This is a genomic window from Wolbachia pipientis (assembly GCF_023661085.1).
In the GTDB taxonomy this organism is placed as follows: Bacteria; Pseudomonadota; Alphaproteobacteria; order Rickettsiales; family Anaplasmataceae; genus Wolbachia.
This window is the reverse complement of record NZ_JAHDJT010000006.1, coordinates 1-15,672: the sequence shown is the minus strand read 5'-3', so window position 1 is coordinate 15,672 and position 15,672 is coordinate 1. Positions and strand designations below refer to the sequence as shown.

At 36.4% G+C, this 15,672-nt stretch carries 14 protein-coding genes; 11 read left to right on the top strand and 3 right to left on the bottom strand.

Annotated features, from left to right (window positions below; genetic code table 11):
* Positions 1–303: 303 nt before the first annotated feature.
* Positions 304–3,684, bottom strand: a complete 3,381-nt coding sequence (locus DM84_RS00510; protein ID WP_250777522.1) for a UvrD-helicase domain-containing protein — start codon at positions 3,682–3,684, stop codon at positions 304–306.
* 83 nt (positions 3,685–3,767) lie between these two features.
* On the opposite strand from DM84_RS00510, the gene DM84_RS00505 reads away from it, so the two are divergent.
* The 6 genes from DM84_RS00505 to DM84_RS00480 all read left to right on the top strand — a co-directional run bounded on the left by DM84_RS00505 (position 3,768) and on the right by DM84_RS00480 (position 8,203).
* Positions 3,768–4,634, top strand: coding sequence for a 4-(cytidine 5'-diphospho)-2-C-methyl-D-erythritol kinase (locus DM84_RS00505; protein ID WP_250777520.1), 867 nt, complete (start codon positions 3,768–3,770; stop codon positions 4,632–4,634).
* Positions 4,635–4,637: 3 nt separating this feature from the next.
* Positions 4,638–5,003: an Mth938-like domain-containing protein gene (locus DM84_RS00500; protein WP_250777518.1), complete on the top strand. Its 366-nt coding sequence runs from the start codon at positions 4,638–4,640 to the stop codon at positions 5,001–5,003.
* A 1-nt stretch (position 5,004) separates the two neighbouring features.
* Positions 5,005–5,814, top strand: coding sequence for a metal ABC transporter permease (locus tag DM84_RS00495; protein ID WP_250777516.1), 810 nt, complete (start codon positions 5,005–5,007; stop codon positions 5,812–5,814).
* Between the two features lie 59 nt (positions 5,815–5,873).
* A complete protein-coding gene (holA, locus tag DM84_RS00490) occupies positions 5,874–6,872 on the top strand; it encodes a DNA polymerase III subunit delta (RefSeq protein WP_250777513.1) in 999 nt (332 codons plus the stop codon).
* A gap of 118 nt (positions 6,873–6,990) precedes the next feature.
* Complete coding sequence (gene dut, locus DM84_RS00485) at positions 6,991–7,452, top strand: dUTP diphosphatase (protein WP_250777510.1); 462 nt, start codon at positions 6,991–6,993, stop codon at positions 7,450–7,452.
* Positions 7,453–7,561: 109 nt separating this feature from the next.
* On the top strand, positions 7,562–8,203 hold the full coding sequence (locus DM84_RS00480; protein WP_250777507.1) for a hypothetical protein: 642 nt from the start codon (positions 7,562–7,564) through the stop codon (positions 8,201–8,203).
* Positions 8,204–8,791: 588 nt separating this feature from the next.
* Here DM84_RS00480 and dapE read toward each other — a convergent pair.
* The gene (dapE, locus tag DM84_RS00475; protein WP_250777504.1) at positions 8,792–9,997 is read right to left on the bottom strand and encodes a succinyl-diaminopimelate desuccinylase; all 1,206 of its coding nucleotides are present in this window, start codon (positions 9,995–9,997) and stop codon (positions 8,792–8,794) included.
* Between the two features lie 42 nt (positions 9,998–10,039).
* On the opposite strand from dapE, the gene DM84_RS00470 reads away from it, so the two are divergent.
* Positions 10,040–11,398, top strand: coding sequence for an iron-containing alcohol dehydrogenase (locus DM84_RS00470; protein WP_250777501.1), 1,359 nt, complete (start codon positions 10,040–10,042; stop codon positions 11,396–11,398).
* 9 nt (positions 11,399–11,407) lie between these two features.
* On the opposite strand, the gene dprA is transcribed toward DM84_RS00470, so the two are convergent.
* On the bottom strand, positions 11,408–12,502 hold the full coding sequence (dprA, locus tag DM84_RS00465; protein WP_250777498.1) for a DNA-processing protein DprA: 1,095 nt from the start codon (positions 12,500–12,502) through the stop codon (positions 11,408–11,410).
* A 61-nt stretch (positions 12,503–12,563) separates the two neighbouring features.
* On the opposite strand from dprA, the gene DM84_RS00460 reads away from it, so the two are divergent.
* From DM84_RS00460 to DM84_RS00445, 4 genes are all read left to right on the top strand, one after another.
* The gene (locus tag DM84_RS00460; RefSeq protein WP_250777495.1) at positions 12,564–12,938 is read left to right on the top strand and encodes a ferredoxin family protein; all 375 of its coding nucleotides are present in this window, start codon (positions 12,564–12,566) and stop codon (positions 12,936–12,938) included.
* Positions 12,939–13,113: 175 nt separating this feature from the next.
* On the top strand, positions 13,114–14,037 hold the full coding sequence (locus tag DM84_RS00455) for an RDD family protein (RefSeq protein ID WP_250777492.1): 924 nt from the start codon (positions 13,114–13,116) through the stop codon (positions 14,035–14,037).
* Positions 14,038–14,210: 173 nt separating this feature from the next.
* On the top strand, positions 14,211–15,233 hold the full coding sequence (locus DM84_RS00450; RefSeq protein WP_250777489.1) for a D-alanine--D-alanine ligase: 1,023 nt from the start codon (positions 14,211–14,213) through the stop codon (positions 15,231–15,233).
* The coding region (locus tag DM84_RS00445; RefSeq protein WP_250777486.1) for a cell division protein FtsQ/DivIB at positions 15,214–15,672 on the top strand (459 nt) is incomplete at its 3' end. The genes DM84_RS00450 and DM84_RS00445, both read left to right, overlap by 20 nt.

Here is a 15,672-nt window from a genome sequence, read left to right as displayed (position 1 = left end):
CTATGTGCACTGCATGTCTTTTTAAAACTTCGGGTTTTCAAGCTGAAACGCGCTTGTAAGTTGTTTAAGACATCACCCAACGCCGGATTTTAAAATAGAGAGTGGAATAACTAGCTACCTCGGGGTTTTATTGTCTTTTTTCTCTGCTTGGTAAATTTCTTAAATATTATAGCTTAGACTAGTTGCGCTTAAAAGCAGCTAAATTGCAGCGTTTAAAGCATAAAAACGCCAATACTGAAAATAAATACTGACTAGGGTTTCTTTGCCTTGTTTTTCCATTTGGTAAATTTCTTAATATTTGAGCTAAAAATCAGATTGCAGGGTCAAGTCTTCCATCCAAATGACCACGCACTCTACCTGTTTGTTTGGATAGATTTCTCGTACCAAGGTTTTATAGATCGACATTTGCTTTTTTATTTCATTTAACGAGGAAACAGAAACACTACGGTGTGATTTATAATCAATTATGATTGCTTTATCTTGCGTTATACACAGCCTATCTAGCCGTACTAATATCGGCTCTCCATCAATTGTTCTACTTAGTGTAATTTCTGATTTACCTTCTAAATCGAATAGATAATCATATTTTTCATTAAAGGCTAATATTTTATTGTAAATTTCATCTTTATCTTCCCTGGTGTTCATATTATCGAGATATTTTCTTACCCAATTTTTTCTCCTGTCTTTCTCTATCTTAGGCATATATTGCAATATGCTGTGGATTATTAAGCCTCTTGCATAGCCATCTGTTATTCCAGCACTTGTCATTCCAGTGCTCCTTTTTTTGTCATCCCAGTGCTTCGACACTGGGATCCATTCTTTTTTTTCACTGGATTCCAGCATCAAGTGCTGGAATGACAAAGGGGGGTGCTGGGATGATAAATGTTGGGATGATATAGATAGGTTTGGTGGAGGTGAAATCACTGGAACATCAAAATAATCACGTTTTTTATAAACAGAGGGGTAGTTTGCATTCATGCATAATACTTCAACCTTTTCTTTAAATATTGGACGTAAGTCTGCTTGTTTCCTCTTATATGGTTCTCCATACTTAGTGATTAGATCATACCAAGAACCCTTTTGCACTGGCTCTTTACCTAAAATGTATAACTCATCTTCAGCACGCGTGAGTGCTACATATAGCAAACGCAAATATTCATTATAATCCTCTAGTTTTTTCTCTCTTTTTACTTGATCACAATAAGCGTTATCGTTTTTTCCACACCAAAATGGTGCTTCCATTGCATCAAAAACAATGCTTTCACTGTTTCTTGGCACTGTGTTTGTATCAACCAAAAACACTATAGGAGCTTGTAGACCTTTCGATTTATGAATTGTCATTATCCGTACAGCATTACGTTCTGATTGCATATCGGTTTTAATCTCCGGATTATTCTCCTTGATCCACTGAACAAATGCTTGAAGAGATGGGTTTTCAAATTGCAGTACAAGGTTCATGAATTCATCTAAGATCTCAAAGCATTCAAGACCTAGCCTTGCAGCAAATTTCTTCTTGCCTGTACGCAATACATGCGTGAATAATGTAAGAGAGGACTCTACGTGAGATAAGTTAATGAGATAGTTTAATTCACTATAGATAACCCCATGATAATCTTCAAGTCTTTCCCATAACGAATGTTCTTTACGATCGTATGCAACATTGAATAAATCATCCTCAGTGAAATTAAATAGAGGTGATTTTAAAACATTCGCAAGAGCCAAATCGTTTGTCGGCAGGAGTAAAAATTCAGCCAAAGCTATCAAGTCCTGCACAGCTATATAGTCCATGATTCTAAAATAGTCCCGTCCTATAACCGGCACGTTTGCTTTTTTAAGTTCGCTTATTACGTAGTCAACTAACACATTTCTCTGCCGTACCAGGATCATAATGTCCCTTGGTTCTATATGGCGGTCTTTAGCGACTAAAATCCGTCCTTCATTTAACCAATTGTGAACTTTGTGGGCTATTGCCTGAGCGAGCAATCGCTCTACTATTACATGATCTTTTCTCTGTGTTAAATGAATTTGTAAGGCTTGCTGCTCTTCCTCCTTACATCTTGGTAATAACGGCCAAATTTCAATGTATCCTTGATCGTTTTCTCTATGTGGAATATGCTTTATTTCACTATCGACAAAAGATATCTCTTCACGAAAGTTGTTAAATAATCTGTCTACAAGTGCTAGAATGTGCGGAGTGGAGCGAAATGATTTTTCAAGTTGACATGATATCCAGTCTCTGCCGCCGGTTTTTGTGCGAAAGTATTGTTGCATGTAGTTGAATAGGTGAGGATTTGCTCCTTGAAATCTGTAAATAGATTGTTTTACGTCACCAACAACAAACAAGGTTCGCTTTTCATCACCACCGGTAAAAAATTCATCACAGAGATTTGTTATAATTTTCCACTGACTGATGCTATTGTCTTGCGCCTCATCAACGAGGATATGGTCTATTTTTTGATCTAAGTTAAACAATACCCAATCTTTATACTCTGGGTTGCCAAGAAGATTTGTTGCTAAATGGATTATATCATTGTAGTCGAGCAGTGCTTTCTTTGATTTTTCATCATTATATAGATCAACGTATACTTTAAATATTTTGAGTAAACTGCTGGTTTTCTTGAATATCTGATAAGAATTCACATCTCTCACATGAGTAAATACTACATTTTGAATATTTTCTATGATCTGTTCTGCATCTTTGAATTTCTCCAAAGTCCCCTTTGTTATGATGGATGATATGCTTTTTTTTTCGTTTGATTCTGATTTTAAAAATACTTTGATTAGGGTTTCTATATTGGTGTCATCCAAGTAGCTGACGCTAGGGTCCATACTTCTTTTTTTCTGGCTTCCAGCGTTACGTGCTGGAATGGCAGGTGGTTTACACCAATCGTGGAGCATTGTACTGTAACTTTGATCTCTTTTGCTGCCCTCGCTTAATATTTCAGCTAATCTTTCCACGTGCCCAATCGTTTCACTCTGTAATCCACGAATTTCATCTGGGGCGCTCAGTTTATCTTTGATATACTCTAAATCATCTGCTGATAACGGTCTTTTTGCGCACAAAGTATAAAGCAGGTCGCGTAGTTTGTTTTCATCAACCTCGGCTGCGATAAGGTTAATATCACCCTGCACAGTTTCGTTATGAAGTGTTTTGTCAAATATGATGGAATGTAATTCTTTGCATTCGCTCAGCGTACAATTTGGAGCGATGCCAGCCTCCACAGGGAAGCTAGAAATCAATTTGTAACAAAAAGCATGTATGGTCTGGATAGTTAAACCCAGATTTTCCAGTTCAGAGAAAAGCCTTCTTGCTTGACCTTCGTTTTCTCTAGATCCCAGTGTCGAGCACTGGGATGACAAATGGGGGTGCTGAGATGATAAATGGGGATGCTGAGATGATGCCGAAGGATGAGATGACGTGTGGGATGACATTAAAGAGAGACCCAATTGCTCTAGGTCTGCTGCCAGCACACTTCTTGAGCATATTGCCCACTTACTGAGTGTGCTGTGAATGCGACTTTCCATCTCATTTGCTGCAGCATTAATAAATGTTAAGCAGAGAATATTCCTTTTGTTTTCCAATAAAAGTCTTAATACTCTATCTATTAAGATTTTGGTTTTGCCTGTGCCAGCAGACGCGTTTACCCACACAGAGAGGCTAGGATTTATTGCATTTAATCTCATCAAAAATGTAAAAATCGTATAAAATTTGACTAAAATGGCATTATAAAATATAATGTGAAAGTAGTATTAGTGAAGATATACAAATGAAAAGTTTTTGTGTAAAGGCTCCTGCAAAAGTTAACCTTTTTTTGCATGTTGTAGGGAAAGAAGAAATAGGGTATCACTTAATTGAAGGCTTATTTGTTTTTGCCAATCTTTCCAATTTTTTGGAGATAAAGGTAGGTGAAAAGAATTTCAGATACGACAACTCTGTAGTTGAATTTGTAAATTCCGAACTTAGAATAAATAACAGGTACAACACCGTAATGAGAGCAGTTAATCTACTGCTTAGATATGCTCCTGCGCGAACTAAAGTCATTGTAAAGGTTGTGAAAAATATACCAACTGCTGCGGGTTTGGGTAGTGGCTCCTCAGATGCTGGGGCTATAATACGTACACTAGGGAAGTTATGGGAAATTGATAGATCAATTTTAAATGAAATAGCTTTAAGCGTTGGTGCTGATGTTCCTGCAAGTGTAGATAGTAAACCAGTTTTGGTTAGAGGTATTGGTGAAGAGTTGTGTCCCATAGAAAAATTCTCTTTACCTACAAATATAGTACTGGCGAAACCGAAAAAAAAGTTTTTGAGCACACCAGAGGTATTTTCTAAATATAAAGGGGATTTTTCAAAACCAATTGAATGGAGTAGTGATGCTGAAAAGGATCTGCTGAAGCTTCTCAAAGAGACGAAAAACGATCTTCAAGAGATAGCAGTAAGTCTTGTGCCTGAAATTGAAGATGTGATACTAGCACTAGAGTCACAAAAAGGCTCTATACTGTCTCGCATGTCGGGCAGCGGTGTAGCGTGTTTTGGGATATTCGATAATGAAGAGAATGCAAAAGCTGCTGCAGCGAATATCAAAGAAAAGCAGCCAGAATGTTGGGTATGTGACACTCAATTAATAACTTGATTTATGGACATAATTCCTTTAGTTTCTACGAATAAAAACTTTATAGGCAGTTACGGAAAAGGAAAATTTTTGGTGAATGATCAAGAATATCATGGCTCAATTATAGTTTTTCCTGAGAAAGTGATTGAACTGAAAGAGAGTGATATAAATAGCAAGGAGCATTTTAAATCTTTTTTAACAGAGGAAATAGAAATTTTGTTGATAGGTACCGGTAAAACACGCAATGCATTAAATTCTTCGGTGAAATCCTATCTCATGGAGCAAAAAGGTTTAAGTTTTGAATTTATGACAACAGGTTCTGCATGCAGAACCCATAATGTTCTGATATCCGAAGACAGGTTTGTTGTCACTTACTTAAGGGCCATATAGCATGTTTGAAATGTTTTCACAGGACTTTTTCATCAACAGCCTGATTGCGATAGTTATAATTGGCCTCGTGACAGGTGCACTGGGGTCATTTATGATATGGCAGAGATTGTCGTACCTGGGTGATAGCTTGTCTCATTCTTCGTTGCTTGGCGTTGCACTGGCTTTAATTTTTAAGACTACTCCCTCAATCAGCATAATGTTTATAGCAATTGCTTTTGCAATACTGCTTTCCCTTAATTTTGATAGGTTGTATTCTGTTGATACGATATTAAATATCGTTACTAACGTAGTTTTATCATCAAGTTTAATACTGATGTCCTTTCTTCCATCAAGAAATAGCAGCATTATTAACTCGCTATTTGGCGACATATTAACACTGGAGCAGAGTGACATAGTATTGATTTTTTTAACTTCAGTAGTGGTTATTTTGATATTAGCATTTAGATGGCGCTACTGGCTAATAATTTCAATCAACCAAGATTTAGCAACAGTTGAAAAGGTTAACGTGAATTTAGTCAGGCTAGAATTTTTAATTACTCTTGCCATATTTATAGCAGTTTCTGCTCAATTAATAGGAATATTACTCATTGCTGCATTTTTGTTAATACCGGCTGCATCTGCAAGGCTTATCTCAAAAACTCCAATGCAGATGGTTATCATTGCGACGGTTTTTTCTGTGATCTCTGGAATATCAGGCCTTATGTTGTCTGTAAGTTTCGACTTATTAACAGGACCTGCGATTATACTTATTGCAGCTGCATACTTAATTATCGCCTATTTTATGAAGTTGATATTAAATAGATTAGCTTAACTTTGCTCTAGGTGTTAAAGGTCTAATCATATATAATCAAATGAGATGATATAGGGCGCATGAAAGTTACACCATCTAAGATCAAAAAATTCCTAGAGAAACCTGATACTTTAAAAGGTGTGTTAGTTCATGGAAGCGACAATAGTAGGATTGATTTTTTCGTACAGGAGATAATTGCCAGTCTGGGTGATTACTCAGTTCAGGTAATGGACTTTGCAACAGTGAATAAGTCACCTGGTTTATTACTCTCTGAGTTAGCAAACGTTTCGATGTTTGCTAACAAGAAATTAGTTAAGCTGATAAATGTAAGTGGAAGTATATCTAAAGAGTTAAAAAACGTATTGGATCATAACACAAATGATCATTACGTAATGATAATAGCAAATGATCTACCATATAGTTCTACAACTAAAAGTTATATGGAAAGCTCAAAAATTTTTGGCGTAATTGCTTGCTATAAAGATAGTAGTAGTAACCTTTACGACATTGTATCTAGTTACTTGAAACAAAACGGCATAAAATACACAAGTGAAGTAATCTACCATTTGCAATCTTACTTTAATCATAGCAAGCTGCCTATATACTCAGAACTTGAGAAATTAGTTTTGTACCTAGGAGAGAGAAAAGATCTTAAACCTGCTGATGTAGAACTGTGCCTTTCAGCTTCCAGCAACGATTATGTTACACTTGATAACCTGTGCTCTGCTATAGCAAATAAAGATATGGCAAATTTCATCAAAATTTCCGATACACTGATATTACAGGAGAATTTTTCACCGATAGCGTTAATTCGTATTATATCAAATTATTTCCTGCGCCTTGAAAACGTTTTGCTGTTAATACAAAGTGGAATGAGCGAACAGGCTGCAATTGATCAGCTGAGTCCCCCATTGTTCTTCAAGCAGTTGCAAAGTTTCAAGCTTCATTTGAAAAATTTTCAACTTTTAGAACTCAGAAAAATCTTAGAAAGGTTGATAAGATTAGAGGTCATCTGTAAAAAAACTGATTTAGATCATAAAATGATCTTTCAACATGCACTGCAAATGGCTGACACTTGAGATATTAGAGCTAAACTGTGGCACAAATTGTAGCTTTTTCATATCAAGCACCGAAAGACGTTGTTTATACTTTTGCAGATACGATTTATGTGCTATAATTTAAACTTTGATAGATAAAGTGCAAAGAAGTAACATGAAAGTAGAAGTAAAAAGATTATCACATGGAGAAGATCTGCCTCTTCCGTGTTACGCAACTACACAGAGCGCTGGTATGGATCTTTATGCTGCGCTGAATGACTCTGCTATTTTAAATCCGCTTGAAAGGCTACTTATTCCAACTGGAATTATAATTGCAATACCAAGTGGTTTTGAAGGACAAGTTCGCCCGCGTTCTGGCCTTGCTGCAAAACATGGGATCACTGTCTTAAATTCTCCGGGCACTATAGATTCTGATTATCGAGGTGAAGTTAAAGTTTGCTTGATTAATTTCAGCAATCAACCATATGAAATAAAAAGGGGAGATAGGATCGCACAAATCCTTATTACTCCTGTGTTTCAGGTGATTTGGGATGATACAAAAAGATTTTACGTAGGAGAAACTGACCGAAATGCGGGGGGTTTTGGCTCAAGTGGTAGGTAGTTTATGCAAATGTTACCTATTAGTTGATTTTTACATCAAAAAATTCTTAACCGAAGTAATTTTTTACATATGATTTTAAGTATATTAATAATTTATTAAAGAGGTAGTGATGTTAACTTTCAAAAACCATCGTGGTCAATTCCACAAAATGAACACTGCACTTGTTGCACTTACTTCTCTGTATGTCATAGGCGCAGCAGTGGCACTTTCATCACCATATTGGGCATTTTCATATCCAGTTCTAGCTCCACTTGTAGCTTTTGCAGCCACACCACTTGGAATGGGTATATTAGCGACTGTTACTGTTGCACTAATTGGTTTAGCAGTATATGCCATCAGCAAAAATAATGAAGTATCTGAGTCGAAAGCTCCGAAGCTTGTTAACTATGATGGTCAGGTAATGTTGCTAGTAACAAGAGACGTGTTTGAGAAAATAAAAGAAAATAACAAAAATAAAGATAAAGACGGTAAGGTTATAGAAGATCAATATTATGTAGACTTCAACTTGGGAGGCAAGGACTACCGTGTTATTGTTGGTGGTCAGTCTACTGAAGAGCTAGGTAATACTTTACTCTTCGAGACATATTCACTAGAAGTGAAAGGCGCTGACGATAAATATACTCAAGTGAAAGATGAAAGTAAGAAATTGGAAGAATTAGGTTTAAATAAAGATGGTGCTAAGGAGGTTAACACTTATTTAGGCGAACTTTCTTCTGTTACACCTGCTCAAGGCCAGGAACAAAACAAGTAAACAGTATACTTAAGTAAAACAAAGAGGTAGATCAAGTCTGCCTCTTTTTCTTCTAAAAGTTCTTGAACTCTGGGTACCACACAAGTTACATGAACATTGTGTCGAGCCTGCAGTCCTAAGTAGTCCATTCTTCTGTCATTCCAACACTTTCCTCCCGACACCAGTGTCCTCTTCTTGTTATTCCAAAGCCTCCTTTCTTGTCATCCCAGTCTGGGATCCAGGATACTACTTTAGTAATAAATATTTAAGAAATTTACCTGATGAGAAAAAAAGGCAAAGGAATCCCGAGTAGCGAGTTTTGACTCTATAATACTGTAAATTGGCGCTATAATAATTTACTGATGCTTAGTTTAAGCGCGATTTGGCTGAATGTAGAAAAAATGAAAAAGACATGCAGCCGCTATAATTTGATACAATCCGCCAAAAAATACCCTGAGTTTTTTACTGAATTTTGTCATTGAGCCTGCAGATCAAAAACAAGTTTTGAGTCAGAAATACCCTTATTGTTATAATAAGGGTAACGGTGAAGGTTGTCAAGTAGTTTTTTTGACTCTGTTTCTGTGGCCAAAAATCTGAATTCAGCCCACCTCAAGCTAACAATGGACCGTCAGGTATATTACCAATTACATTGATCTGATTTAATATCTTATTAGTGGGGTAGAAATAATTTTTTATAAATTCCTTATATATAGCTGTTAATTTGTGTATATCGTCCACTGACACGCATTCATTTACCTGATGTGCAGTTTTGTTGACCATACCAAATTCAATCACTGGACAAACATCTTTGATAAATGCAACATCAGATGTTCCGCCGCTTGTGCTCAGCACAGCGTCGATATTGGTGACTTTATTTATTGCATCAAGCATAATATCAGTGTCCCTATCGGGAGTAGAGAGAAAAGCGCCCCTGCTGCTATGCATAGAGAGTTTATAATCGTTGGTCACACTGGAGCATATTTCATTGATCAACTTATATAAATCGCCGGGTGCTTGCATATTGTTGTATCGAATGTTGAAACTTGCAGTTATTGAACCAGGTATTAGATTGTCGGTATCATTTCCAACATCAATGGTAGTAATCTCGCAGTTTGAAGGCTGAAAATATCTATTACCATGATCAAAAGTGGTATTTTTCACCTTATCTAATATCGACATCATCTTATATATTGGATTATCCGCCAAGTCCGAGTAGGCAACGTGCCCTTGTCTTCCATAGCAAGTCAATTTGAATGTTGCGGATCCTCTTCTGCCTATTTTTATAGTATCACCTAGTTTCTCACTACTGGTTGGTTCAGCAACTATGCAATAATCTATCTTTTTTTGCTTACTTTCCATCCATTCTAAAACTGCCTTTGTTCCATATTCTTCCGTACTCTCTTCAGCGCTGGTAATCAATGCACTTATTGAACCATTGAATTGAAACTTTTCCTCAATTAAATTTATCATGGCAGTAATAAATGCGGCTACTCCACTTTTCATGTCAGATGCTCCTCTTCCATATAGCATTCCATCCCTAATTTCTGGCTTAAACGGATCAGACTGCCAATCCTTCAATTGACCTGGTGGTACAACATCAACATGGCCAGCAAAACATAAGTTCGGTGCTCCATTTATATATTTCGCATAGAGATTTTTAACTCTAGTTTCGCTATTACCAAACTCTAAAATCCTACAGTCAAAACCACTTTTCTTGAGAATTGCTGCTATATGCTCTATTGCTCCATCATCCCTTGGTGTTATACTCTTAAAAGAAATCAATTTCTTAGTTAGTTCTACGGGGTCAATCTTCATATCAATCTTGAAATACTGATATTACTATATTGTAGACATCTTATGTACTATTTAAAACAAATATTACACCGAGCCAAGAAAACTCTTATAAGGAAAGTAATAGTAGATCATCACCTCGTTGACGATATCTATGAAATATGCACACAACACGGAAATGATATTTTCTTAGTTGCAGACGAGAATACAGCAGGGCTTTTGAATAAAAACGTACTTAATAAAATTTCTCACCTAATTGTTCCTATTAATACCATTAGGCCTCTTGCAAAATCCTATGTCATCTCGGATGCTTACGAAATTCTGTCATCCCAGTGCCCCGACATTGGGATCCAGAAAAAAGAAGTATGGATTCCAGTGTCAGGCACTGGAACGACACCAGGTAGAGAAATGATACCAGACAGTGTTGCTTCTCTCGAAACCGTCAATCTAGTTAGGAACAAGGCAAAAGATAGCGACTTAATAGTTGCACTTGGTGGCGGCACTGTTAATGATATTTGTAAGTATGCAAGCTATCTCGAGAAAAAGGATTACATATCGTTCCCAACAGCAGCCTCTATGAACGGCTATACTTCTGCAAACGCTTCAATATTAGTAGATGGGCATAAAAAATCGTTCGCAGCACATCTTCCCAAGGCAGTATATATCGATATCGATATAATCGCCGACGCACCACTGCGTTTTACATTAAGCGGATTTGCGGATTTTATCTGTCGTTCAACAGTAAAGGCCGATTGGCTGTTATCTCATCTGCTACTTGGCACAGAATATAACGAATTACCTTTCGCATTTGTTCGCGATCTGGAGGAAATTTTGCTCAGAGAGCACCTAGCGCTTGCAAAAAGAAGTAAAAAAGTGGTCTTGTTACTTATGGAAGCCTTACTAATCTCAGGACTTGGAATGGTGATATCAGAAGGCAGCCATTCTGCAAGCCAAGGAGAGCATATGATAGCTCATGCAATGGAAATGGTGACAAAAGATTATTCTTCACTACATGGCGAAAAAATTGCTGTTACAACGCTCACCATGGCTAATTTGCAGGAAAAGATATTATCAATACAAAATCCTACCGTTAAACCAACCACCTTAGATGTAAAGCGTGTTACTGAGTGCTTTGGTAATAACGAATTTACAAAAATTCTAGAGCAGAAAAAAATTCTGCAACAAAAAATTGGAAGGATCATTTATAAAGAATGGAATAATATTTCCAGCTTAATTAAGCAAAATTTACTGCCTGCAAAGCGCCTACAGAAAATATTTGAAGATTTGTCAATTCCACACTTACCGGAGCATTTGGGCTGGAACCAAGAACAATATTGCAAAGTGGTCGATTTTGCATTTGCAACAAGAGACAGATTCACCTTTCTTGACTTGGCTCACTGCATAGAAGAAAGTGAAGTTTTATAGCTAGAGCAATCAGAAGATTATTGATACCTTATTCCCTGGTGATCGCTCTATTTTACTTTCCAGCTCCAGTTCTAAAAGAGCCATTAAAGCCAGGTTTGTGGGCAGTCCACTTGTTAAGATGAGCTCATCTATATCAATGGGTACAGAGTTGATATGATTCACTGTAACGGATTTGGCTTGTTGCAATTTTCCCTGTTTCCCACTTTCCTGGTTAATGTGCTCAACATCAAATAGGCTCTTTTGCCGAGGAGGTAAACTAAACCTAATACTCTCTATTATATCGTCAGCGGATTCGATGAGTTTAGCACCGTTCTTAATCAAATAATTACTACCACTAGAGCGCAAGTCCAAGGGGAAACCAGAAACTGCAAATACCTCTCTTCCTTGATCCAAAGCAAAATTTGCTGTTATTAAAGAACCGGAACTTTTCGATGCTTCAATCACTGTCACACCTAGTGATAAACCAGATATAATTCGATTCCTTTGAGGAAAATACTGAGGCTTTGGTTTAGTTGCAAATGGAAGCTCAGTAATTACTAGCCCACCATCTTCAGTGATTTTCTTGTATAGATCAGAATTTTCTCTTGGGTACACTACATCAATTCCACTCGCTGTAACAGCAATGGTAGGGTGATTTTTATATATTACGCTGTTCGCTGCAGTGTCGATCCCCCTTGCAAGCCCAGAAACAACAATGAACCCCGCTTCACTCAAATCAAGTGCCAGCTTGCTGGCAAAATTTCTTCCACTGACTGAAGAGTTGCGCCCGCCGATTATTGCAATTATCTCACGACTTAATAACGACATATCACCAAGTGCAGTTATTACGGAGGGACAACCCGGTATATTTCTTAAAATGTCAGGGTAATCTGGATCACATGCAGGTATGATTTTGGCTCCAATTTTCCTTGCGTTATTGATTTCTTTTCGTGCATCTTGAATGCTATATACCTTTCTATTTTTAGTGAGCCCATCGAGATATTTTAACGCTCCATCCAGTGACCCACACGCTCTTATCACACTAAAAAACTTTGTTGGTCCTAAAGCTCTAGCCAGGCTCAACCATATCTCTAATTCTTCATTGCTAAATTTATTTATCTGCATAAAGGGCTTGAATTTCTTATTAACTTAGTGTACCCAAGATAATATAAATATACAGTGTTTTATGACGCATTTTGTTACGGATAAATGCATAAAATGTAAATATACAGATTGTGTAGAAGTGTGTCCTGTTGACTGCTTCTATGAAGGCAAAAATATGCTCGTGATTAATCCAGATGAATGTATTGATTGCGGGGTGTGTATACCCGAATGTCCAGTAGATGCAATTGTAACTGACGATTCTATAAAAGACATTTTAGAACTAGATGCAGAGTTACTGAGCAGTGAACAAAAAACCTTCAAATCATTTTACAACATAAATGTAGAATACTCGCAAAAGTGGCCAAACATTACAGCTAAAAAACAACCTCTGGATGAAGCAGAAGAGTATAAAGAAAAAAAAGACAAAGCAGCTTATTTTGGTGAAAATCTAGAATAATGCTACTGAATGAGAAGGAAACTCTCACGGTTGTTGTTCTTGATTGCCGGTAGTGATTATGTTGTTTGTATTTTTAATAGCTACAATGTCAACTAGTTTACTTGGTTAATCAAATAGCAATTTTACTACTATTTAACTGTTGATAGGTACATTAGGCAATCATGTGGGGATAAAAATGGATGTTAAAGTAAACTATGCGGAAATTACTAAACGTGTTGCAGCGTATATAGTTGACCAAACGATATTCCTAGTCTGCTGTTCATCATTTTTTTTATTAATTTTATTTATATTACCAGAAGCATCCTTTACCAACTTTTTTAATTATATCTTTCCTGATACTGACATTGATACGGACTTTACATCAGAACGATATGAAATATTAGAAGACTTAGGTACGTTACTAGAAAGTTTAGTATATATAGCATTAGAAGTATTAATGATAACAAGACTTGGTTGGACTCCGGGAAAATTACTATTTAATATACGCATAAAACATGCAAATACGCTTAAAAGTGTTGCCTTAATGCAAGTGGTGACAAGAAGTACTCTTAAGGTGCTTCTGTTTGTATCTCTCTATATTTCTGAGTGGTTTTTAATTTTACCAATCTTGGTTTTAATATTTGCAGTATTTGATAAACACAAGCAGTTCTTTCACGATAAAATTGCAAACACGGTAGTAATAGACTATAAACCTGAAGAATGTCACTTAAATTTAAACTATGTGGGAATAACTAGACGTGTGGTAGCATACGTTATTGACGGTTTTATTGTTGTGGTAGTTTCTTTAATCTGTTTGATTCTTGTAGGAATAATTTTTCACATTACTGGATATAAATCACCAATTACACGTACTTGCTTATCTTTTTTGCTATCAATAGTATTTGGAGTGTTCATGGTAAAAAGATTTGGTGGTACTCCAGGACAATTGTCATGCGGTATTAATATAAAAGATGCAAATACACTTGAAAATATTACTTTAGTGCAAGCGATAATTAGGCATGCCTCGCTTGAAATTGTTCCTTCCCCATACTTATCACGAGAAGGGAAATTTTTAATAAGTATACCTCTGAATGGTGGCTTGACCCCTTATCAGGCTTAATCCTTATGACCATAATACTAATTTTCATATGTGCAATATTTGACCGACGCAAGCAATTTCTTCATGATAAGATTGCTAAAACAGTAGCAATAAACTATAAATCTTCAAACTAATTTTCTCTCCTATTTACGAGGTTCATATATGTAGTTATAATTAATAAAGTTCTTCTAAGAGTGCCAATGTTTCCAACTATAGCGATTTTGATTGGTGGGTTTTCTTGCGAAAGAGAGGTGTCACTGATGAGTGGAAAAGCGGTAAAAAAGGCGCTCGACAATCTTTTGTATGGTGCAATAGAAATAGATGTTGACAGCAACATTGCTGAAAAGCTGAAAAAAATTAATCCCGATCTTGCTTTTATTGCTCTGCATGGACCTTATGGTGAAGATGGATGCATTCAAGGTTTACTGGAAATTTTAGGTATAAAATATACACACTCGGGAGTCATGGCTTCAGCTATTGCTATGAATAAAGCAATGTCCAAGCATATATTCCGGTTGCTCGGTATTGGCATCCCAAAAGGGTACATAATTAGCCGAGAAGATATATTAAAAAACAACATTAAAATCGAATATCCGTACGTCTTAAAACCGATCAATGAAGGCTCAAGCATTGGAGTACATATAATTTTTTCGCATGAGGATTACTTAAAATTAAAAAACATGTTTGGTGTTATTCCAGCGCGTGACCAGGAAAAAGGAAAATGGATCCCAGTGTCAGCTACTTGGATGACAAAAGACTATTCAAGAGACTTGATGATCATAGAAGAGTATATACCTGGTGTAGAGTTACAAACTGCTGTATTGCTAGATGAGGCGATTGGCACTATGGAAATAAGGTCAAAAAATAAATTCTATGATTATGAGGTAAAATATACAGATGGGCTTGCAGAGCATATATTTCCTGCTGAAATTCCTGACAATATATATAAAATGACCTTGGAATATGCATTGAAAGTTCATCGATTTTTAGAATGTAAAACTATCTCTCGTTCAGATTTTCGTTATAATCCTAAGGATAACACTCTAAAAATGCTTGAGATCAATACACACCCTGGCTTTACTGAGTTATCGTTAGTGCCAGAAATTGCAAAATTGACAAAAGGAATTGATTTTAATGAATTAGTTAAAATTATCGTTGAAGATAGTTTGCAACACAAAAGTATTAGAGACCAAGTAAATGCTGAGCAATGTTACTAGAAGCCAAAGAAGTTTTTTACGTAAGTGTGCTTTGGTTATTATAATAGCACTCTTTCTTACGCTAGTACTCTATAGCTCGTTTGATGAAATTACAAGTCGATTTAATTATTACCTTACTTGGTGTAATGATCGCTTATCCAGCTTGTTACTCAGTAGTGGATTTTCAGTCGATGAAGTAGTTGTAACTGGCAATAAATTCACAAACGAAAAGGACATTCTAGGTTTGATAGATAAAACGCAACCGATTATGTATGTATCACTTTCAAGACTTGCTGATAGCATACAGTCCGTAAGCAAATGGATAAAACACGTAAGAATTTATAGAACTTTGCCCAACACCTTATATATTAACATAGATGAACACAAACCGTTTGCTCTCTGGAAAGATGGTAACAGGACTTCAGTAATCGATTCCGAAGGTAAAGTGATTACAGACGAC